This is a genomic window from Herbihabitans rhizosphaerae (genome assembly GCF_004216555.1).
Taxonomy (GTDB): domain Bacteria; phylum Actinomycetota; class Actinomycetes; order Mycobacteriales; family Pseudonocardiaceae; genus Herbihabitans; species Herbihabitans rhizosphaerae.
Genome location: NZ_SGWQ01000007.1, coordinates 101,017 through 120,168 on the forward strand (window position 1 = coordinate 101,017; position 19,152 = coordinate 120,168).

The 19,152-nt window shown below is 70.3% G+C and carries 17 protein-coding genes; 10 read left to right on the forward strand and 7 right to left on the reverse strand.

Going from position 1 to position 19,152, the window contains the following annotated elements; genetic code table 11:
• Positions 1-54 precede the first annotated feature (54 nt).
• Positions 55-720, forward strand: coding sequence for a TetR/AcrR family transcriptional regulator (locus EV193_RS20945; RefSeq protein WP_130345899.1), 666 nt, complete (start codon positions 55-57; stop codon positions 718-720).
• Between the two features lie 23 nt (positions 721-743).
• On the opposite strand, the gene EV193_RS20950 is transcribed toward EV193_RS20945, so the two are convergent.
• A complete protein-coding gene (locus EV193_RS20950) occupies positions 744-1,775 on the reverse strand; it encodes a zinc-dependent alcohol dehydrogenase family protein (protein WP_130345900.1) in 1,032 nt (343 codons plus the stop codon).
• A 32-nt stretch (positions 1,776-1,807) separates the two neighbouring features.
• On the reverse strand, positions 1,808-2,437 hold the full coding sequence (locus tag EV193_RS20955; protein WP_165401439.1) for a TetR/AcrR family transcriptional regulator: 630 nt from the start codon (positions 2,435-2,437) through the stop codon (positions 1,808-1,810).
• Between the two features lie 99 nt (positions 2,438-2,536).
• On the opposite strand from EV193_RS20955, the gene EV193_RS20960 reads away from it, so the two are divergent.
• The 3 genes from EV193_RS20960 to EV193_RS20970 all read left to right on the forward strand — a co-directional run bounded on the left by EV193_RS20960 (position 2,537) and on the right by EV193_RS20970 (position 4,538).
• Positions 2,537-3,394 (forward strand): SGNH/GDSL hydrolase family protein, encoded by an 858-nt coding sequence (locus tag EV193_RS20960; protein ID WP_130345902.1) that lies wholly within the window; start codon positions 2,537-2,539, stop codon positions 3,392-3,394.
• 88 nt (positions 3,395-3,482) lie between these two features.
• Positions 3,483-3,878, forward strand: coding sequence for a DUF6153 family protein (locus EV193_RS20965; RefSeq protein WP_130345903.1), 396 nt, complete (start codon positions 3,483-3,485; stop codon positions 3,876-3,878).
• Between the two features lie 54 nt (positions 3,879-3,932).
• Complete coding sequence (locus tag EV193_RS20970; RefSeq protein ID WP_130345904.1) at positions 3,933-4,538, forward strand: DUF305 domain-containing protein; 606 nt, start codon at positions 3,933-3,935, stop codon at positions 4,536-4,538.
• Between the two features lie 40 nt (positions 4,539-4,578).
• Here the strand turns inward: EV193_RS20970 and EV193_RS34470 are convergent, their stop codons facing one another.
• Together EV193_RS34470 and corA are read right to left on the reverse strand one after the other, a co-directional pair.
• A complete protein-coding gene (locus EV193_RS34470; RefSeq protein WP_278044203.1) occupies positions 4,579-4,701 on the reverse strand; it encodes a hypothetical protein in 123 nt (40 codons plus the stop codon).
• On the reverse strand, positions 4,698-5,759 hold the full coding sequence (gene corA, locus EV193_RS20975; protein WP_423202198.1) for a magnesium/cobalt transporter CorA: 1,062 nt from the start codon (positions 5,757-5,759) through the stop codon (positions 4,698-4,700). Before corA ends, EV193_RS34470 begins: the two co-directional genes overlap by 4 nt.
• A 313-nt stretch (positions 5,760-6,072) precedes the next feature.
• On the opposite strand from corA, the gene EV193_RS20980 reads away from it, so the two are divergent.
• From EV193_RS20980 to EV193_RS20995, 4 genes are all read left to right on the forward strand, one after another.
• Positions 6,073-6,810 (forward strand): MgtC/SapB family protein, encoded by a 738-nt coding sequence (locus tag EV193_RS20980; protein WP_130345906.1) that lies wholly within the window; start codon positions 6,073-6,075, stop codon positions 6,808-6,810.
• 267 nt (positions 6,811-7,077) lie between these two features.
• A complete protein-coding gene (locus tag EV193_RS20985) occupies positions 7,078-8,454 on the forward strand; it encodes a PepSY-associated TM helix domain-containing protein (protein ID WP_130345907.1) in 1,377 nt (458 codons plus the stop codon).
• Positions 8,451-8,900 carry a lipocalin-like domain-containing protein gene (locus EV193_RS20990; protein ID WP_165401440.1) on the forward strand — a complete coding sequence of 150 codons (450 nt, stop codon included), beginning with the start codon at positions 8,451-8,453 and terminating at the stop codon, positions 8,898-8,900. The genes EV193_RS20985 and EV193_RS20990 overlap by 4 nt, the downstream gene beginning before the upstream one ends.
• 171 nt (positions 8,901-9,071) lie before the next feature.
• Entirely contained in the window at positions 9,072-9,344 is a 273-nt protein-coding gene (locus EV193_RS20995; protein WP_130345909.1) for a S8/S53 family peptidase, read from the forward strand.
• Between the two features lie 158 nt (positions 9,345-9,502).
• On the opposite strand, the gene EV193_RS21000 is transcribed toward EV193_RS20995, so the two are convergent.
• The 3 genes from EV193_RS21000 to EV193_RS21010 are packed head-to-tail and all read right to left on the reverse strand — an operon-like array spanning position 9,503 to position 17,296.
• Positions 9,503-12,823 carry a hypothetical protein gene (locus EV193_RS21000; protein WP_130345910.1) on the reverse strand — a complete coding sequence of 1,107 codons (3,321 nt, stop codon included), beginning with the start codon at positions 12,821-12,823 and terminating at the stop codon, positions 9,503-9,505.
• Positions 12,824-12,827: 4 nt separating this feature from the next.
• On the reverse strand, positions 12,828-14,531 hold the full coding sequence (locus EV193_RS21005) for an IPT/TIG domain-containing protein (RefSeq protein ID WP_130345911.1): 1,704 nt from the start codon (positions 14,529-14,531) through the stop codon (positions 12,828-12,830).
• An 11-nt stretch (positions 14,532-14,542) separates the two neighbouring features.
• The gene (locus tag EV193_RS21010) at positions 14,543-17,296 is read right to left on the reverse strand and encodes a hypothetical protein (RefSeq protein WP_207222731.1); all 2,754 of its coding nucleotides are present in this window, start codon (positions 17,294-17,296) and stop codon (positions 14,543-14,545) included.
• A 96-nt stretch (positions 17,297-17,392) separates the two neighbouring features.
• Between EV193_RS21010 and EV193_RS34475 the strand changes: the two genes are divergently transcribed.
• Together EV193_RS34475 and EV193_RS21015 are read left to right on the forward strand one after the other, a co-directional pair.
• Entirely contained in the window at positions 17,393-17,515 is a 123-nt protein-coding gene (locus EV193_RS34475; RefSeq protein ID WP_278044204.1) for a hypothetical protein, read from the forward strand.
• 394 nt (positions 17,516-17,909) lie between these two features.
• A complete protein-coding gene (locus EV193_RS21015; protein ID WP_130345913.1) occupies positions 17,910-19,043 on the forward strand; it encodes an HNH endonuclease signature motif containing protein in 1,134 nt (377 codons plus the stop codon).
• Positions 19,044-19,152: the final 109 nt, after the last annotated feature.

The following is a 19,152-nucleotide window of genomic DNA, read 5'->3' on the forward strand; positions in this document are numbered from 1 at the left end:
ACAGCATGTCGCATGTAGTTGTCTGGGACAAGGTGTCGCAGATAGTCTGTTGAGATGATCGACCAAGATGTGGACGGGCGCACGACCCGCTGGGACGCGCACAAGGCGCGCCGCCGCCGGGCCCTGCTCGACGCGGCGGTGGCGGCGATCGAGGCCGACGGGCCGCGCGTCGGCGTGCAGGTGATCGCCCGGCGCGCGAGCGTGCCGCGCTCGGTGGTGTACCGGCACTTCGCCGACCGGTCCGACCTCGACGAGGAGATCAGCCGGCACATCGTGGAGACGCTGATGGCCGAGCTGGCGCCCGCGCTGCTGCCGCGCGGCACGGCCAAGGAGGCCATTCGCCGGGCGATCCGCACCTACCTCGGCTGGATCGAGGATCATCCTCGGCTGTACGCGTTCCTCGGCGCGCGGGCCGCGCCGGGCGGCTCCCGGGTGATCGCCGACACGCGGGCCAAGGTCATCGGTCTGGCCGGCGAGATCCTCGCCGCCGGGGCGCGCAAGGCCGGCCAGGACGAGCGGTTCGCCGGCACGGTCGCGACCGGAATGGTCGGGTTCGTCGACGCGACCGTGAACCACTGGCAGGCCGGCGAGCGGCGCGCGGCCACCGCGGGCGAGCTGGCCGAGCTGATCACCCAGTCGATCTGGTCGATGCTCGACGGCAACGCGCGGGCGGTGGGCGTCGTGCTCGACCCCGACCTCCCGGTGCACGAACTGCTGTGACCTGGCACTACCCGTGAAGGTGACTACGGGCGCAGGAAAGCCTTGATCGCCCGGCGCTCGTCCATCGCGCGGTACCCCTCGGCCACCTGTGCCAGCGGCAGCTCGAGGTCGAACACCTTGCCGGGATTGACGCGCCGCTGCCAGATCAGGTCGATCAGCGCGGGCAGATAGTGGCGCACCGGTGCGGGGCCGCCGTGCACGCGCACCATCGAGTAGAACAGCCGCACCCCGTCCAGGCTGACGCCGTGCGGCACACCGACGAATCCGACGCCGCCGCCGGGCCGCACGCAGCGCAGCGCCTGCGTCATCGCCTCGTTGGTGCCGACGCACTCGAGGGCGGCGTCCACGCCGACCCCGCCGGTGAGGTCCTTGACCTGGGCAACGCCGTCGTCCCCGCGCTCGGTCACGATGTCGGTGGCGCCGAACTCGCGGGCGAGGCGCTGGCGGGATTCGTGGCGGCTCATCGCGATGATCCGCTCCGCGCCGAGCTGCCTGGCCGACAGCACGCCGAGCAGTCCGACCGCGCCGTCACCGACCACGGCCACCGTCGATCCCGGGCCCACGCCGGCCGCGACGGCGGCGAACCAACCGGTGCCGAGCACGTCGGAGGCGGCGAGCAGATCGGGCAGCATCGCGTCGTCGGGCACCTCGGGCGTGGCCACCAGCGTGCCGTCGGCCAGCGGCACCCGCAGTGCCTCCGCCTGTGCGCCGCCCGCGCCGACATACTCGACGTTCTGGCAGGCGGTGTGGAAGCCGGCCTGGCAGTTCGGGCAGGTGTTGTCCGAGGCGAAGAAGGACCCGATGACGAACTGGCCCGGCTTGATCGTCGTGACCTCGTCGCCGACCTCCTCGACGATGCCGCAGTACTCGTGGCCCATCGGCCGCGGCCCGTCCACGTCGTCCCCGTCGTTGATGCCGCGATAGTCCCACAGGTCCGAGCCGCACACGCAGCTCGCGGAGACGCGGATGATCGCGTCCGTGGGCGCGCTGATCCTCGGGTCGTCCCGCTCCTCGAAGCGGACGTCACCGGGCGCGTGCAGAACGGCTCCTCGCATGGCCACCTGCTCTCAGTGTGTCGATCGCTGTCTCAAGTGGACGGTGTGGCGTTCTCCGTGGTGATCTTGCGCGCGGCGGAGAGCAGTCCGCCGGCGGCGCGGAGGACGAGCTCCCGCAGTTGATCCTCGGTCAGGTCGCGGTCCGCGAGCCACCGGGTGAGCACCGCCTCGGTGAACGCGATCCAGCCGCGGATAGCGTGCAGCAGCACGGGATCGCGGGTCAGCGGCGGCAGACCCTGCTCGGCGCGCACCTCGGCCATGCCGCTCCACATCATCTCGATCTGCCGTTCGCGCGCGTCGCGCATGATCGTGGCCAGCTCCGGATCCGGGCCGATGCCCTGGCCGAACAGCATCCGCAGTGATTCGCCGTAGTTCTCGGCCCAGCGGATCAGCGCGGTGATCACCGCCCCGGTGCGCTCCGACGGGGGCAGCGACCGGTCCGGCTCGGTGTACTCGGCGAGGCTCTCCGCGGCCACCCGGACGATCTCCACGTACAGCGCGCGCTTGCTCTCGAAGTAGTAGTACAGCAGCCCTTTCGCGACACCCGCGTCCGCGGCGATGTCGTCGATGGACACGGTGTCGAAACCGTGCGCGGCGAACAGCCGGGTGCCCGCCTTGAGCAGGGCGGTGCGCGGGTCGCGCCTCGGCTTTCGTTGGGCCACCACACGATCGTAGTCGCGCCGGCACGGATCGTTGACTCAAATTCAAACCCGTCGGTAACCTGACTGTCGCCCCGATCACATCTCGTTTCGGAGGGCTCCATGGCCAGGCTCCGCCGCACGCTCGCCCTGTCCGCCGTCGTCGCCAGCGCCGCCGCGGCGCTCGCCGTCACGTCCGCCACCGCCGAGAACACGCGGGTCGGCCGCTACGTGGCGCTCGGCGACTCGTTCACCTCCGGTACCGGAGTCCCGGCCCAGGTCGACCTGGTCTGCACGCGGTCGGACCGGAACTACCCGTCGTTGCTCGCCGCGGCGATCAAGCCCGCGAAGTTCGTCGACGTGAGCTGCGGCGGCGCCACCACGAAGGACCTGACCGGCCGCCAGTTCGGCATCGTGGCGCCCCAGTACGACGCGCTCACCAAGGACACCGACCTGGTCACCATGGGCATGGGCGGCAACGATGTCGGGTTCGCCGAGATCATCGTCCGGTGCGGCGCGCTCAGCCTGACCAACCCGCTCGGCTCGCCGTGCAAGGACAGCCTCACCGCCGGCGGGAAGGACCAGCTGCGCGAGCGGTTCACCGCGTTCGCTCCGAAGCTGGGTGAGGCGGTGCGCGGCATCAAGGAGCGCGCGCCGAAGGCCAGGGTCGTGCTCGTCGGCTATCCGGCGATCCTGCCGCCCAAGGACGGCTGCTTCCCGATCGTGCCGATCTCCCGTGGCGACGTGGCCTACCTGGACGGTGTGAACCAGTTGCTCAACTCGATCGTCGCCGAGCAGGCCGCCGCCAACGGCGCGGAGTTCGTCGACGCGTTCACCAGCAGCCGAGGCCACGACGTGTGCACGCCGCCCGGCACCAAGTGGGTCGAGGGCCTGCTCCCGACCGATGCCGCCGCGCCGGTGCACCCGAACGCGGCCGGTCTGCGCAACACGGCCGCTCGGGTGATCGCGGCCATCGGGTGACCCAGTGCCCCGTGTCCGAAATCGTCTTGCGATTGCCGGGGCCGGCAATCATCAAGGAACTTCGAACGCGGGCCACTAGGCTGGCCGGGTGTCGGGCGCTCAGCAGCATGACCGTCGGACCGGGTGGCGGCCCGGTGCGCTCGGGCTGCTGATCGGTGCGGTGATCGCGGGGATCATCGGCATGCACGGGCTCTCGCCGGGCTTGCCCGCACTGCCGGCGCCGGCGCATCACGGCTCGGCGCCGTCGGTGACCCATTCCGGCGAATGCGATTCCGGAGACTGCGGCGGCCACTCCACCCACCTCGGGCCGGAGTGTCAGTCGGGCGCGCTCAACCACACCGCGCCAGTCGTGCTCGACTTGGCTCTCGACTCGGCGGTGTGCGCACCGCGGCATGTGCGGCCCGCCACCGCGGCGGTCGACGCCGCTCGAGGAAGTGGCCGCGGTCCACCCTCGCTCTCCCAGTTGTCGATCTTGCGGATCTAGGCCGGCGTGCACGTCACGCCAGCCAACATCCGCACGACAATATGGAGAGATCAGATGATGAGAACATATGGACACGTCATGCTCGCGGCCATCGCGGTGCTCGTGCTCGCCGGCTGCGGCGGCGGCACGGATGGTTCTGACCACGGGTCGGCGCATTCGCCGTCGGCGACCGCTTCGGCACCGACCGGCCCGGCGGGGGAGACGGTCAACGCCGCCGATGTGAAGTTCGCCGGCGAGATGATCCCGCACCACGCGCAGGCGGTGGAGATGGCCGACCTGGCCGCCACGCGTGCGACCGACCGGGTGAAGTCGCTCGCCGCGGAGATCAAGAAGGCGCAGGGGCCCGAGATCGAGACCATGACCGGCTGGCTCCGTTCGTGGAACCGGCCCGTCCCGCCGGTGGGCGGGGAGCACGGTGGTCACGGCATGCCCGGGATGATGACCGCCGATGACATGGTCCGGCTCAGCGCCGCCCGCGGCACGGCCTTCGACAGGCTGTTCCTCGAACTGATGATCCGCCATCACGAGGGCGCCGTGGAGATGGCGAACACCGAGAAGGCGCAGGGTGTCCACCCGGGTGCACGGGCACTCGCGGACGCCGTTGTTCGTGCCCAGACAACCGAGATCGACACCATGCGCCGGCTTCTCGGATCTGGCTGATCGGCTGTCGCAAGTGGACGGCGCGCCCGGCCGGCACCGGTCAGGGCGCGCCGCCTCCGCCGGGATCGCCGCCCATGCCGAGGCTGATCTGCACGGTGACCAGGGTCAACCAGGCCACCACCAACAACAGCAGCCAGAACACGGGCTTCTTGAACGGGATCACAGCCAGCGATTCCTCTTGAAGGTGCGGTACAGGATCATGCAGCCGATCAGGGTGAGCAGCATGATGATCGGGTAACCGTACTTCCAATGCGTCTCGGGCATGTAGTCGAAATTCATGCCGTACACGCCGACCACCATCGTCGGCACCGCGATGATCGCCGCGTATGCGGTGATCTTGCGCATGTCGTTGTTCTGCTGCAGGGACACCTTGGCGAGCGTGGCGTCCACCAATGTGGTGAGCAGATCGTCGAAGTTGGTCACCCGGTCGGTCACCGTCGTGAGGTGGTCGTCGACATCGCGGAAATAGGAGCGCACCTGCTCGGGGACGTGCGGCATGCGGCCCTCGGCCAGCCGGCGCAGCGGCGCGGCCAGCGGCATGACCGCCCGCCGCAGCTCCACGATCTCCCGCTTGACCAGGTACATCTGCTCGGCGTCGACCGCGCTGCGCGGCGCGAATACATGCGTTTCGAGTTCGTCGATGTCGTCCTCGAACGCCTCGCTCACGGCCAGGTAGTGGTCCACCACCTTGTCGGCGATGGCGTGCAGGACCGCGGCGGCGCCGGGCTTGAGCCGCTCGGGTTCCGCCTCCAGATCGGCACGCAGGTTGCTCAGCCTGGAATGGCTGCCGTGCCGCACGGTCACGATGAAGTTCTTGCCGAGGAACGCCATGATCTCGCCGGTCTCGACGATCTCGTTGGCCGTGGTCGGCGACTCGTGCTCCACGTAGTGCACGGTCTTGAGCACCATGAACAACGTGTCGCCGTAGCGCTCCAGCTTGGGCCGCTGGTGCGCCTGCACGACGTCCTCCACGGCCAGTTCGTGCAGGTCGAACGTCTCGGCGACGGCCTCGATCTCGGTCACAGTCGGTTCGTACAGGCCGATCCACACGAACCCGTCGCGCCGCCTGCGCACCTCGGCGAACGCGGCTTCGTGGTCGGCGAACCCGGACAGCCGCTCGCCGTCCACGTAGACCGCGCAGTCCACCACGGACTTCGGCCGGGGGCGGTCGGTGTCCGGCTTGCGGCGCCGGCGCCGGATGATCAGAGGTTCACGCGCCACGCGGTCGCTCCCCAATGCTCGTGGACGGAATTCTGATCATCCTGGTGTGACCGGACAGACGTGCGCAACAGGTTGACCGGCCCGGTGTCGCGGTGCGTACAGTGGACGACGCGAATCGTGGCGAACCCGCCACGACTGTTTGTGGAAGCGAGGTGAGCGGCACATGCCGGACAGTAGTCCCGACCTGACCGGACGATTTGCCACGCTGTTCTCCTCGCGAATTCTCGCGCGACGATAATCCGCGGCGAAATCTCGCCGGTCCGTTCGCTTGTGTCTGGTTTGTCCGCACGCCCCTGAATGGGGAGGTAGCGACATGACCACCGTTGAGATCTTGCTGCGTGTGGGTGCCGGGGTTGGCCTCGGCGCGCTGATCGGATTCGAGCGCCAGTACCGGGCGCGTATGGCCGGATTGCGCACCAACGCATTGGTGTCCGTCGGGTCCACATTGTTCGTCCTGTTGTCCGCGCACGGATTCAGCTCGGTGACCGACGCGGGTTCGGCCGATCCAACCCGGGTCGCCGCGCAGATCGTGTCCGGCATCGGATTTCTCGGTGCCGGGGTGATCCTGCGCGACGGGCTCAGCGTGCGCGGGTTGAACACGGCGGCGACGCTGTGGTGCTCGGCCGCCATTGGCGCGCTGTCCGGAGCCGGTCTGTATCAGGTCGCGGCGATCGGCACGGTCGTGGTGATCGCGGTGAACGTGGCGCTGCGCGCGGTCGGCCGGGCGGTCGACCGTCGCCCGGACACCGGGGACGAGGAGCCGACGACCTACGCGTTCCTCGCGGTGACCCGTGACGACGCCGAGGCACACGTGCGCGCGCTGCTGGTGCAGGCGCTGACCCGCACCGACTTCCGCCTGCTGTCGGTGGCCAGCGGCAACCGGGCCGACGGTCTGGTGGAGGTGCGCGCCGAGCTGGCCGGTGATCAGCGCGACGACAAGCAGATGGAGTCCGCGGTCAGCCGGCTGTCCTTGGAGCCGTCGGTGACCAGCGTCCGCTGGCAGGTCGCCGTTCCGGACGGCCCTGTGCGTCCCGGTCCTAAATTCGTGTGAAGACGGCGACACTTTCTCGTGTCGTGCGGTCACATGATTTTCCCGCCGGAAAGGAAACGGAAATACTGTCGACCCAGGTGTGAACGCCGGTTTGCGGACGTGACGATGATGGCGACATCCGCTCGTGAACTCGCGTTGCGCCTGGGTCGCCCTATTCGACGGTACCTGCCGACCGCCATATGCTTCTCGGCGATTCCGGCCCCGTATACCCCGGAAATCGAACCCCATTTTCGTCCGCGAGCGAGACGACTGTTCCGGGAGCCACGGATGACGATCGTCGAGAACGAGTCCGAACTGCTCGACCCGATCACCCGGCCCAGTCGCACGATCAGCGGCTGGACGGCGTTGCGGCTGTTGTCGCGCCGGGTGCACTTCCTCGCCGGTATGGCCATCGCGCCGCTGCTGGCCGTGCTGTGCCTGAGCGGGATCGCCTACGCGTTCAGCCCGCAGATCAACGACCTGGTGTACGGCGACACGCTGTCGGTCGGCGCGCCGGGCGGGTCCGCGCGCCCCGTCGCCGAGCAGGTGGCCGCGGCCCAGCGTGCCCGGCCCGGTGCGGCGCTGGAGTCGGTGATCGTGTCCGATTCGCCGGACGCCACCACGCGGGTCGTGTTCCCGGCCGGCGGCCACGAGCACCACGGTGGCGGGTTCAACGCCGAGTCGACCACCGTGTACGTCAACCCGTACACCACTGAGATCGCCGGCCAGGAGACCACGGTGTCCGGGCGGCCGCCGGTGCAGGTGTGGCTGCGCGAGTTCCACGGCAACCTCAAGCTCGGCGAGCCTGGCCGGCTCTACGCGGAGTTCGTGGCCAGTTGGCTGCCGGTCGTGGTGATCGGCGGATTGGTGCTGTGGCTCGGAAAGCGGCGTGGGAAACGGCTGACACCGGACGCGCGCGGCGAGACCGGCCGGGCGCGGACGCGCGGCTGGCACGGCGCGATCGGGCTGTGGATCAGCGTCGGCCTGCTCGCCGTGAGCGTCACCGGTCTGACCTGGTCGGTGCACGCCGGCGAGCGGGTGGACGACCTCGTGGCCGCGCTCGACGCGAGGTCGCCGAGCCTGAGCGCGCCCGCCGTCGTCGCCCCGGCCGGTGCCACCCCGATCGACCTCGACCGGGTGATCACGGTCGCGCGTGAGGGTGGGCTGAGCGGCACCCTCACGGTCACCCCGCCGGCGGCGCGAACCAAGCCGTTCAAGGTCACCGAGTCCTCCGCCGGCCTGCCGGTCCAGAAGGACAGCGTCGCGGTCGACCCGTACACCGGCGCGATCACCGGCCGGGTCGGCTGGGACGACTACCCGCTGCTGGCCAAGCTGACCACGCTGGGTATCCAGGGGCACAGCGGTGAACTGTTCGGCCTGGCCAACCAGATCGTGATGGCGCTGATCGCCGCCGGCGCGCTGGTCCTGCTGGTGCTCGGCTACCGCATGTGGTGGAAACGCCGGCCGGCCGCCGGTGGGCTGCCGGCCTCGCCGCACGTCGCCTGGTCGCGCGTGCCGCGTCCGGTGATCGCCGGCATCGTCGTGGCGACCGCCGCGCTGGCCTGGGCGATGCCGGTGCTCGGCGTGACGCTGGCGGTGTTCCTGCTGATCGACTTCGCCGTGGCGACGGCTCGCGGCCGACGCTCGGGCATGATCGAGGTGTGACCGAACCGAACACCGGCCCCGGGCTCGTCGGCGCGTGGAGCCTGGTCTCCTTCGAGTCCCGGATCAGCACCGGCGAGGTGCGCAGGCCGCTCGGCGAGAACGCCGGCGGCATGTTGATCTACACCGCCGACGGGCACATGGCCGGCACACTCTGGGAACCGGACCGGCCGCGCTTCGCCGGGGACGACCAGCGCTCCGGCACGCCAGACGAGTACACGGCCGCGGCCCGCGGCTACGTCCAGTACACCGGAACGTACGAGACCGACGCCGCGACCAATGCCGTGTACCACCACGTCGAGCAGAGCCTGTTCCCGAACTGGAACGGCCGGACGCTGACCCGCTTCTACGAATTCGCCGACGGCGGGAACAGTGTCACTCTGCGCACCGCACCGATTCCCTACGACGGCGAGACGATCACCGGCATGCTGGTGTGGCGGCGGCGCTGACTTCCGACCAACGGCGCTGCCGTCGCGGTCTACGCGCGGGTGTAGCTGCTGTTCGTCGGCGCGGGGATCGTCGCTCACGCCGATCAGGCGACCGAGTGGGGCCTGGACCGGATCGCTCAGCCGGATCTCCCGCTGGACGGCAAGTACGCCCCGCCCAATGGCGGCAAGGGCGTGAACGTCGACGTCATCGATTCCGGCATTCGGTCGACGCACACCGAGTTCGGCGACCGGGTCCGCCCGGGTTTCGCCGTCGACGGCGGCAGCACCGAGGACTGCTGGGGCCACGGAACCGGCGTCGCCTCGCTCGCGAGTGGCAGCCGGCTGGGCGTGTCGGCCGAGAGCACGGTCTGGGCCGTGCGCGCCGTCGGCCAAGGACAAGCTCACCGGGGATCTCCACGACACCCCGAACCGCCTGCTCCAGGTCCAGCGCTGATCACCTCGTGAGGGTGACACCCCGCGTGCGCCCCCGTTCCGCGGAATCACCCTCACATTCTCAGCCTCCTGTTGATCACGCCTGACCTGGGCTTTCTCCGTGGCCGACGGACTTTAGCGGGCTAAAGTACGCGCAGGGGTGGTTGTGCGGTTGTCAAGTTCGGGGCGGCTCAGATCCGGATGACGTCGGAATAGACGAGCCGTCCGCCGACGTCGTGCTGCTCCTGCTCGGTGATCACCAGCCGGAACAGAGCCAGGATTCTCGGCCTGGGCAACCGGATCGTGCTGCTCCACACCGTGGTCCCGTCCGGCTGCGTCGCGGCGGTCAGCGGCAGCCCATCCGGCGAGCCGACCGTCGTCCAGTCCAGGTCGCCGGGGTTGCCCACCGACGAGGTCTGCAGGATCGCCGACACCGTGTTCGGCACCGTGGGCGCGGCGCGGGTGCCCGAGGTCGACCAGCCGGCCACCGTCAGGTCCACCCTGGTCAGGTCCAGCGCGTGCAGCCGGATCGTGGCCGACCGGTCCGGCGCGAGCTGCGCCCACTGCAGCGCGGCCACCGCGGACAGCTCCACGCCGGCCAGCGAGTTCGGCTGGTAGCGGGCCAGCGCAAGCCGCACGAACGGCTGGTACACCCGGCCGGCGGGCAGCACCACGTCACACGCCCACCGGCGCCGCTCGGCGTCCCACTGCACGTCGTGCACGGCGGCCGCGACCATGGCGGCCGGCGTGCGGCCCGCCAGCTCGGGCAGGCTGAGCGCCGGCTTGCCGTCCGCCGCGAGCGGGAACTGGCCGATGCCCGGGAACGACCCGGTGATCGCCTCGGACTTGACCACCGGGTCGCCGCCGATCTGCGTCACCAGCTCGCGCAGCTGCACGTCGTTCGGGTCGATGGGGCCGCCGCCGGCCAGCACGATCGCGAGCTGCTCGCCGGCGCCCGAGGAGTACCACGGCCGCTCGAGGAAGATCCGCAGCCCGCCGCCGCCCCGGACGCGGGTGCGGCGCAGGCCGAGGTCCGCCGACGTCTCGGTCCACCCGAACGTCGGCACCACCCAGGCCACCTGAGGCGCCTCGGGCCGCGCGGTGCTCGGCAGGTCCAGCGTGACCGCGTCGCTGAGCTTGGTCGCCGGCGGCACCACGATCGCCGCCTCGACCTTCGTGTTGTCCGGGATCCCGCTGTTCGCCGAGCGCTTGATCGTCCCGGCCCGCTCGTCCACGTCGAAGTCCGCGTCCTCGCGGTAGGCGGTCTCACCGTCGAGCGAGCGCACCGTCGCGGTGCCGGCGACGATGCCCGCCTCGGCCAGCCGCAGTGGCTCCTGCCCGGCGAACGTGACCTCGCCGCGCTGCACGAAGTGCTCCAGGTACCGGGTGGTGCCCTCGACGTGATAGCTGACCTGGTGGCGGCGGGTGTCACCGATGACGTGCGTGGCGGCGAAGCTGACCTGCGCGCCGGTGACCGGGTCCGGCTCGTAGTCCACCGGCAGCGCGGGCGCCTGCTGCGCGTTCGCCGTGTTGGCCTCGCGCAGCGGCGGGCGGGTGACCGTGGTGCGGGTGGTCGGCTCGGGCGCCGCCGGGTCGTCCACCGGGTCGGTGCGGCTGGCGACCAGCGCGATCTGCCCGGTGCTCGGCCGGTGCACGCCGACATCGCCGACCAGCGCGTGCACGGTCGAGCCCGGCGTACGCGGGGTGGACGAGTCGTTGCCCAGGTTCACCAGCGACGGCGCGGTCACCGGCGTGCGCACCGCGTTGACCAGCGTGAGCTGCCGGCGCGGGGTCACCTGCCACACCTGACCGGCCTGCAGGTCCGCCCTGGTCGCGTTGATCACGTCGGGCGGCGTGCCCTTGTCCGTCATCCAGGCGACCTGCCCGAGCACCGGCAGGTCGCCCGCGTTCACGCAGCTGGACAACTGCACGATCCGCGTCTCGCCGCGCGGCACCGGCAGCGTGATCAGCCGCAGCAGCGGGTTCCAGCCGGGGTCGCCCGTGCCTTCCACGACCTGTAGCCGCACCGGCTGGATGTTCGGCCACGAGCCGAGCAGCGGCGGGTCGAACGTGCCCTTGACCGGTCCGCTCGGGTAGCCGCTGACCACCGCGCCCCGGCAGATCGGGTCCGGCAGCCAGGCCACCGTGAGGGTTCCCGGCACGTACCGCTGGTGCGGCTGGCGCGGATCGACCGTGCCGACCGCGGTCAGGTCGGCCCGGTCGCGGGTGGCCAGCATCTGGTACTTCGACGGGTCCGGACGGCCGGCGGCGGTGTCCACCATGCCGTGTTCCTCGCACAGGCCGACGCTCACCTTCGGCGGCGCGAGGTGCCGCACCGGCGGCGTGCCCAGCAGCGGCGCCAGCAGATTGGACACGAAGCCGAGCACGCCGGGGTCCGGCCGCAGCACGATGATGTCCACCGACTCGCCCTCGGTCATCGGCGCGCTCGGCACCACGATCGGCGCGGCCACCGGGTCGAACCGCAGATGCCGGGCGGGTGGCTTGTCCGCGGGCGGCACCGAGCGGCTGAAGTCGGTGGAGGTCGGGTTCAGCGGGTCCGCGCGGCCGATCACGTCCACCGCGCGCATCTGGAACCGGTAGCCGCGGCCGAACCGCAGCACGGGCAGCGTGCCGGGTTGTGGCACGAAGCTGACCTCGAAGCCGGGCAGTCCGCTGGCCGGAGCCGCCTTCGGCACCCGGTCCGGTGACTCGGTGGTGACCGGGGTGCCGACCGGCGGCGCGACCAGGCTCCACCCGTTCCACCGCACCATCGACTCGTGCAGGTACATCATCGTGCCGGTGCCGGCCTCCGGTTTGGCCGTCGCCGCGGTGGACACCGCGCCCTCGTCGTCGGCGGTGAAGGTGCGCCCGCCGGGCAGCTTGTAGGTGCCGCGCCGCGCGCACAGGGTGTGCCAGCGGCGGGTGCGGTCGTCCCACACGTCGACCACGTATCCCTTGACCGCGTGCTGCGCGTCGCTGAGCGTGAACCCGCCGGTCGCCGAGTACCACTTGCCGGCTTCGGCGAGCTTGCCGCGCAGCTTCATCGCGCGCCCGGCCTGGGTCAGGCTCAGGCCGGCGTTGCGCAGTGCCGGCAGGGTGAGCCGGTCGGCCAGCGGGCCAGCGGCGGCGATCGCGGCCTGTCCGGGCAGCGCGATGTCGACGAGCTGGCGGGCCAGGTCGAGCAGCCGGGTGGCGGCGCTGTCCACGTCGATCTCGGCCACGCCCAGCTTCTCCGCGACGGCGTCCAGCAGGCCGTTGCCGAGCAGCGCGAACCGGGCCGGCGTGAGGTGCACGGGCGTGGCCACCGGCGCGATCCGCACGTTGCCGGCCGGCGCCTGGTAGGTCCACGACGGGGTCGCGCTGACCGTGACCCCGCCGGGGTTGGACGGGTCGATGCCGGAGCCGGCCAGGTCCACCTCGATCACCCGGATGACACCCAACCGGCGCAACATGGCGGGGTAGTCGGCCATCGCGGCGAGCGCGGAGTGCAGATCGAACGTCGGCTGATCCATCGGGTCACTCCGTGTAGGTGAACAGGTCGGCGGTGGTCTCGGTGCTGTCGCCGGCCAGCGTGGTGCGCACGACCACGTGCACGTCTCCGGCGGCGCCCGCAGGGGAGACGACCTTGAGCGAGGTGGCGGCGACCTCGGTGACCGGGAGCTGCGCGCCGGTGCCGAACCGGGCCGAGGTGGCGCTGGCCAGGTTGGTGCCGGTGACGGTGACCGTGGTGCCGCCGGCGATCGGGCCGGTGTTCGGGTTCAGCGCGGTGACCGTGGGCCGGGCCAGGAACGTGTACTCGTCGGCATCCGACTCCGCGCTGGTGCCGCCGTCGGTGGTGACCGTGATGTGCACGGTGCCCACCGCGCCGGCCGGCGCGGTGCAGGTCAGCGAGGTGGCGGTGACCGTGCCGACGGTGGCCGGCACGTCGCCGAACTCGACGGCCGTCGCGCCGGCGAGGTTCGTGCCGGTGATCGTGACGGTCTGGCCGCCGGCGACCGGTCCGCTGGCCGGCGTCACCACGGTGATCGCCGGCGCCGGCACGTAGGTGTACTTCGAGGCGGCCGAGGTGGGGCTGGAGCCGCCCTTGGTGGTCACCACGACGTCGACCACCAGCTCGTCGCCGGCCTCCGGGGTGACACAGGTGAGCGACGTGCCGCCGCTGCCGACCGACACGGCGGTGGCCTGCGCCTCGCCGAACGCGACCGTGGTGTTCGGCTTGCCGTCCGGCCCGTTGCCGGCGACGAAGTTGGTGCCGGTGACCGTGACCGTGGTGCCGCCGGCCGCCGGGCCGCGGTTCTTGTCCACCTTGGTCACCGTGGGCGGCACCAGGTAGGCGAACTTCGCGGCGGTGGACGGCTCGCTGGTCCCGCCCGGGGTGCGCACGACGACGTCGACCTGCTCGCCGAAAACCCCTCCGGGCGAGCGGCAGGTGAGCGTCGTTTCGCCCAGCACGGTGATCGAGGTGGCCGCCTTGGTGCCGAACGCGACCGCGGTGGCGTCCGGGATGAACCGCGTGCCGGTGACCGTGACCAGCGTGCCGCCCGCCGGCGGGCCGGCGCCGGGGGAGACCGCGGTGACCGTGGGCGGCGGCAGCGCCGAGCCGGGCCGCGCGCCGTGGAACAGGTCGAGCTGGGCGAACACGCGGTTCAGCGTGTCGGCGACCGGCTTGCCGGCGAGCTGCGTGTTGAGCACCTCGGTGAGCAGCTCCGGCACCAGCGCGCCCAGGATCGGCTTGAACTGGGTCAACTCGCGCAGCTCGGTCAGCAGCGGGAACACCGTGCGGAAGTCGCGCAGCACGCGCACATGCAGGTCGGCGACGGCGTTGCGGATCGACTCGACCGGGAACGTCGCCACGGCCGGCAGGTAGCTGGCGTTGGTCGCGCCCCGCGGGTTCACCGGCGGCTGGTACGGCGTGGTCGGCATGGTTCCCGGGAAGATCGCGTCCCAGGTCTGCGTGTCGTAGTCCCCGGTGATCTCGACGGCGGGAACCTCGGCGGTGGTCGATCCCTGCGTGATCTTGACCATCCACTGTGGACGGATGGTGGGCCAGGCGCGCGCGTCCGGCCAGTCGCTCAGCGGTGCCGAGGCGGGCAGCGGCTCACCCTCGGTGGCGGCCTCCGCGGTCAGGCGCGGGCTGACCAGCACGGCCAGCCGCAGCCGGGTGCCGGTCGCGCCCTCGGGCAGCGCGGTGACCAGGAACGTCTCGATGAAGTGCGGCATGTTCCGTCCCCTCAGGCGAACGCGGCGCAGTAGGAGGACCAGTCCGAGGCGGAGATCTGGTCGCCGAAGCTGGGGTCGACGCCGGAGCCGATCTCCTTGCGCAGGGTCACCGAGACCGACGTGCTGAACAGGAACACCTCGACCCGCACCTTGAGCGTGGCCTCGCCCTCGACCCGGCCCTCCTCGGTGCCTTCCTTCTTGAACGTGAGCCCGAGGTAGAACTCGAGCGAGATGTGGATCAGGCCGAGCACGCTCAGCTCGCCGACCGCCCGGATGAACCCGGTGATCACGATCGTGTTGCCGACGAACTCGTTCTTGTCATTGGTCTTCGGGCCGAACGCGATGTAGATCCCGGCCATGATCGACACCGAGCCGCTGGCCACGCCGAGGTCGATCGCCACGGCCGCGCCGAACTCCAGCGAGCCCTCGATCGCCGGCGGGCCGCCGTTCACGCTCAGCCCGATGGTCAGGAACCCGCCGCCGCCGAGCGCCATCACGGTGCACCGGAACGGCGCCTCGCGGGTGCCGAAGGAGAAGAACAGCCTGGCCGGATCGCCGTTGAACGGCAGGTCGAACAGCACGCCGACGGCCAGGTTCTGCACTAGCACCACACCGATCGGCACTGACGGCACGGCGAGCGTCAGCCCCGCCTTCACCCCGGTCGGCGTGGTGTCGATCTTCACGCCGCCGGGCAGTGCCGGCAGCAGGTCCTTGAGCCTGCTGAGGAACCGCAGATCGCCCTTGAACTCCGGAGTGCCCAGTTTCAGGTCTATCGACGGCTTGCCGCCGTCGCGGCTCTCGAACCGCAGCCGGTCGATCGGCTGCCTGATCATCTCGACGAAGACCAGCGCCGCGTTGTTCAGCTCACCGCGCACCACCGACGTGGTGCTGCCGTCGGCGGACGCGGTGATCTTGACCTCGAGGTGCAGCCGCCGGTCCGGGTCGGTGGTCGCCGGCTCGAACGTGCACAGCTTGCCGGTGCCGACCGGGACCGCCTTGAGCTTCGGCTTCCAGGTGACGACGGTCTCCACCGTGTCGTCGCCGATCCGGTTGGTGGTGATCTTGGGGATGTTCTGGTCGCTCGGGAGGCTCGGCGCGTCGTCGATCTCGATCACTTCGCGCAGCGGGATCGCGCCGAGCAGCTTGATCGCGGTGTCCTGGAGGTCGAAGTACTCCTCCGGGTTGAACTTGTTCTGCGCGATGTTCGTCAGGTCGGTGACCGTGCCGTGCACCCGGGACAGCGCGTCCACCGCGAACTTGGGCGCCGCCATGCCGCCGCCGGCCGCCTGCGACAGGGCGAACTGGAGCGGGTCGACGGCCTGCGCGGCGAACCCTGGCGGCGCGACCGTGGCCACCTTCGCCCAGACGTCGCCGGGGTTCGCGCTGCCACCGAATCCCTTGTCCAGGTAGATCTCCGGCTCGTAGGACAGCCGCGTGATGACCTTGGCCGGGCCGCTGAACGCGTCCAGTTCCTCCACGTGCACGTCGGCGTGCACGAGGTCGGGGAACGCGGCCAGCCGGTCGCCGTCCTCCTTGGTGGCCAGGCGCGCGGAGATCAGCATCGCGGTCGTGGGGAGTGCCCGATCTTCTTGTGGCACACCGGGTTCCGGCGGTTTCGGCTCGACGAAGCCGACCTTCTGCCCGCCGAGGTTCAGCGTCCGCAGCGGTTCCTCGGCGGCGGCGTAGGCGGCCATCGTCGTCCCGAGGTTGCCGGGGTTCTCGCCGGTGGTGTCGTCGACCCAGATCATCGGCAGGTCGGCGCTCACCGTCCGGCCGTCCTTCGTGGTCAGCGCCAGTTGGTACCGCAGCTCGGTCGGCGCGCCGTTCGCGCCGAGCACGCTGACGAAGCGGTCATTCTGCGGGAGCTCGGCCAACGGCGGTGACACGATCGTGGACGTGGCCGCGCCGGTGAACGGCTGCGCGCGGCCGGCGAAGGTCTGCAGGCCGGCCGGGTAGTCCACGGTCGGCACGCGCACCACGATGAAGAACCGCTTGCGCTGAAACGCAAGGCCGTCCTTGAACACCCGCTCGGTGATCGAGAGCAGTGTCGCCGGGAAGCCGAACGGGAACAGGTATCCGGCCTCCTCGGTCTTGACGTAGTTGTCGCGGCCGAGCCAGGACAGGTGCCGCCAGCCGATCAGCCCGTTGGACGTCCAGACCGCTTCCAGGTCCAGTGAGGTGCCCATCGGCGAGACCAGCAGCAGCGACGCCTGTGCCGGGTTCTCCGTGGTCGACTTGCGCACGATCTGCTTGCGGTGGTCCGGGGTGAGCGAGGCCGACTCCGCCTTGGCGGCCCAGTCGTTCGGGTCGAGCGGGTTGGTGATGTCCGGTGTCCAGATCGCGCGTATCGGCAGTTGGCCGGGCGTCTGGCCGCTTGTGGTGGCCCTCGCGTGCCACAGTTCGGTGCGGCCGTTGCGGGTGACCGGGGTGCGGGCGGCGGTGAAGACGGCGGTGCCTTCGGGGGAGAGGATGAGGCGCCAGGGTGCTTCGATCGCGGTCACGTTCTGGGGCGGCTCGGTGGTCGGCTCGGGGGAGCCGGGCGGGCGCTGGTTGGCGAACGGGCTGACGGCGAGCGGGTACTTGGCGAGATCGAGCAGCGTGGGCAGGTCGTAGTCGATGGGGGCGCTGCCGGCGGGGATGCGGACGACGATGCGGCTCGGTGCGGACAGGCGGGTTTCGATGGGGCGCTCGGGGGTGGGTGGTCCGCTCCCGTTGTCGAAGACGGCGCGTTCGAAGAGGCTTTGAGCGGGGAAGGTGATCGTCACCAGGCCGTCTGAGGCTGGGTTGCGGAGGGCGAGTTTGGGTGGGCGGCTGGTGCGGACTTCGAGGTTGGTGAGGGAGAGGCTGACGAGGAGGCCGTCTTGGGCGCGGACGGCGAGGTGGCCGCCGGGCGGGATGATGGCGGCGAGGCCGGCTATGCGGGCGGCATCGGGCGCGGCGTCGCTGCTGGTGCCGAAGAGGAGTGCGCCGCCGCCGAGGGCTAGCCAGCCTAGGACGGGGCGTCGCGGGTACACGCGTGGTGCGTCTTCGTCTGCGGACACGTTCTTCTGGTCGGTCTTAGTCTCTCCGGTGTAACGCTTTGGGCTGAACACGTTTCTGGGGTGGCACTTGGTGATCGGCGTTGGGGCTTGGGGTGATCGGCGGCGCGGTATTGTGCGGGCCGATTCTCACAAGTCAAGGGCGCCTTCGGCGTCGCTTCGCGACTCGCTTCGCTCGCCCTGGACTTGTGAGCCTCGATCGGCCCTAACGGCTGGCGCTACGGGCAGGCTCCGCCTGCCTTTTGCCCGTACCGCGCCGCCTCCGGAACGGTGATCGGCCCCGGGGTTTCACCTGGTCGGGTGACGCTTTTCGGGTTCGCGATCCGATAGACTCGAACATATGTTCGAAACGGTTGGGGATGTGCTTGACGAGATCGTCGCGTTGCAGCGGATGCGGCGGGAGATCGACGGGCGCATGATCCGTTTACTTGATGAGTTTGGGCGGGCTTATCCGGCTCGGGATGACGGCAGGCCAGGCATGGCCAGCGTGGAGCTGGCCGCCGCGTTGACGATGGATCAACCGCAAGCCGACTACCGGATCGAGACCGCGCGGAACCTGGTGGCGCGGTTGCCCGACACCGTGACCGCGATCGAGAAGGGTCAGCTCGACGGGTACACCGGGGAGAAGATTCTCCACATCGTGTCCGCGTTGGATGACGAGCAGACCCGCGCTGTGGAGACCGCTGTGTTGCGGGATTGTGAGTCGAGGACCCATAAGCAGTTGGTGGACCGTGCGCGCCGTCAGGTGGTGAAGGTTGATCCGGAGGGTGCGGAACGTCGCCGTCAGGTGCGGCTGCGGGAACGGGCGGTGCATCACGAGCCGCTTGACGATGGCATGGGGGAGCTGTTGATCCTCGGGTCCGCTGATCGGACGATGGCGGCGTTCCAGTTGATTGACCGGTGTGCGCGGCAGATCAAACGCGCCGGCGATGACCGCACGTTGGCCCAGATTCGGGCGGATGTGGCGTTGGATTTGTTGCTGGGTAAGGACAACTGCCGCCGCAAGGTGGTGGTCTACGTGACGGTGCCGGCCACCGTGCTCGCCGGAATCTCTGACCAGCCCGGCGAACTCAACGGGTACGGGCCGCTCACCGCACAGGCTTGCCGGGAGTTGGCTGATCAGCACTCGACGTGGCAGCGGGTGCTCACCGACCCGATCGACCACACCGTGCTCAACGTCGGCCGCAAACGGTATCCGTCAGCGGCGTTGGCCGAACACGTCCGGGTGCGGGACAAGACCTGCCGGTTTCACGGCTGCCACCGACCCGCGAGCGTCTGCGAGATCGACCATACGATCGCCTACGACAACGGCGGCCAGACGCGCGACGACAACCTCGGGATGTTCTGCCCGCAACACCACCACGCCAAACACGACAACGGATGGACCGTCGAACAACCCAAACCCGGCCACTACCTCATGACTAGTCCACTCGGCCGAACCTACGACATGCCGCCGGACGACCCGCCGTTCTGACTTTGCGTGGTATCGGCCGAGTGATCGATGCGCGGCGGGATTGGTTCCCGCTTGCTCCAACTGGCACTATGAGAGATCCGACGCAGGGAGGGTGCCCTGCGTTCAAGAA

Coding starts and splice junctions, on each gene's coding strand:
- EV193_RS20945 (WP_130345899.1), top strand. CDS start 55: ATGATCGACCAAGATGTGGACGGGCGCACGACCCGCTGGGACGCGCAC.
- EV193_RS20950 (WP_130345900.1), bottom strand. CDS start 1,775: ATGCGAGGAGCCGTTCTGCACGCGCCCGGTGACGTCCGCTTCGAGGAG.
- EV193_RS20960 (WP_130345902.1), top strand. CDS start 2,537: ATGGCCAGGCTCCGCCGCACGCTCGCCCTGTCCGCCGTCGTCGCCAGC.
- EV193_RS20970 (WP_130345904.1), top strand. CDS start 3,933: ATGATGAGAACATATGGACACGTCATGCTCGCGGCCATCGCGGTGCTC.
- EV193_RS20980 (WP_130345906.1), top strand. CDS start 6,073: ATGACCACCGTTGAGATCTTGCTGCGTGTGGGTGCCGGGGTTGGCCTC.
- EV193_RS20985 (WP_130345907.1), top strand. CDS start 7,078: ATGACGATCGTCGAGAACGAGTCCGAACTGCTCGACCCGATCACCCGG.
- EV193_RS21000 (WP_130345910.1), bottom strand. CDS start 12,823: ATGGATCAGCCGACGTTCGATCTGCACTCCGCGCTCGCCGCGATGGCC.
- EV193_RS21005 (WP_130345911.1), bottom strand. CDS start 14,531: ATGCCGCACTTCATCGAGACGTTCCTGGTCACCGCGCTGCCCGAGGGC.
- EV193_RS21015 (WP_130345913.1), top strand. CDS start 17,910: ATGTTCGAAACGGTTGGGGATGTGCTTGACGAGATCGTCGCGTTGCAG.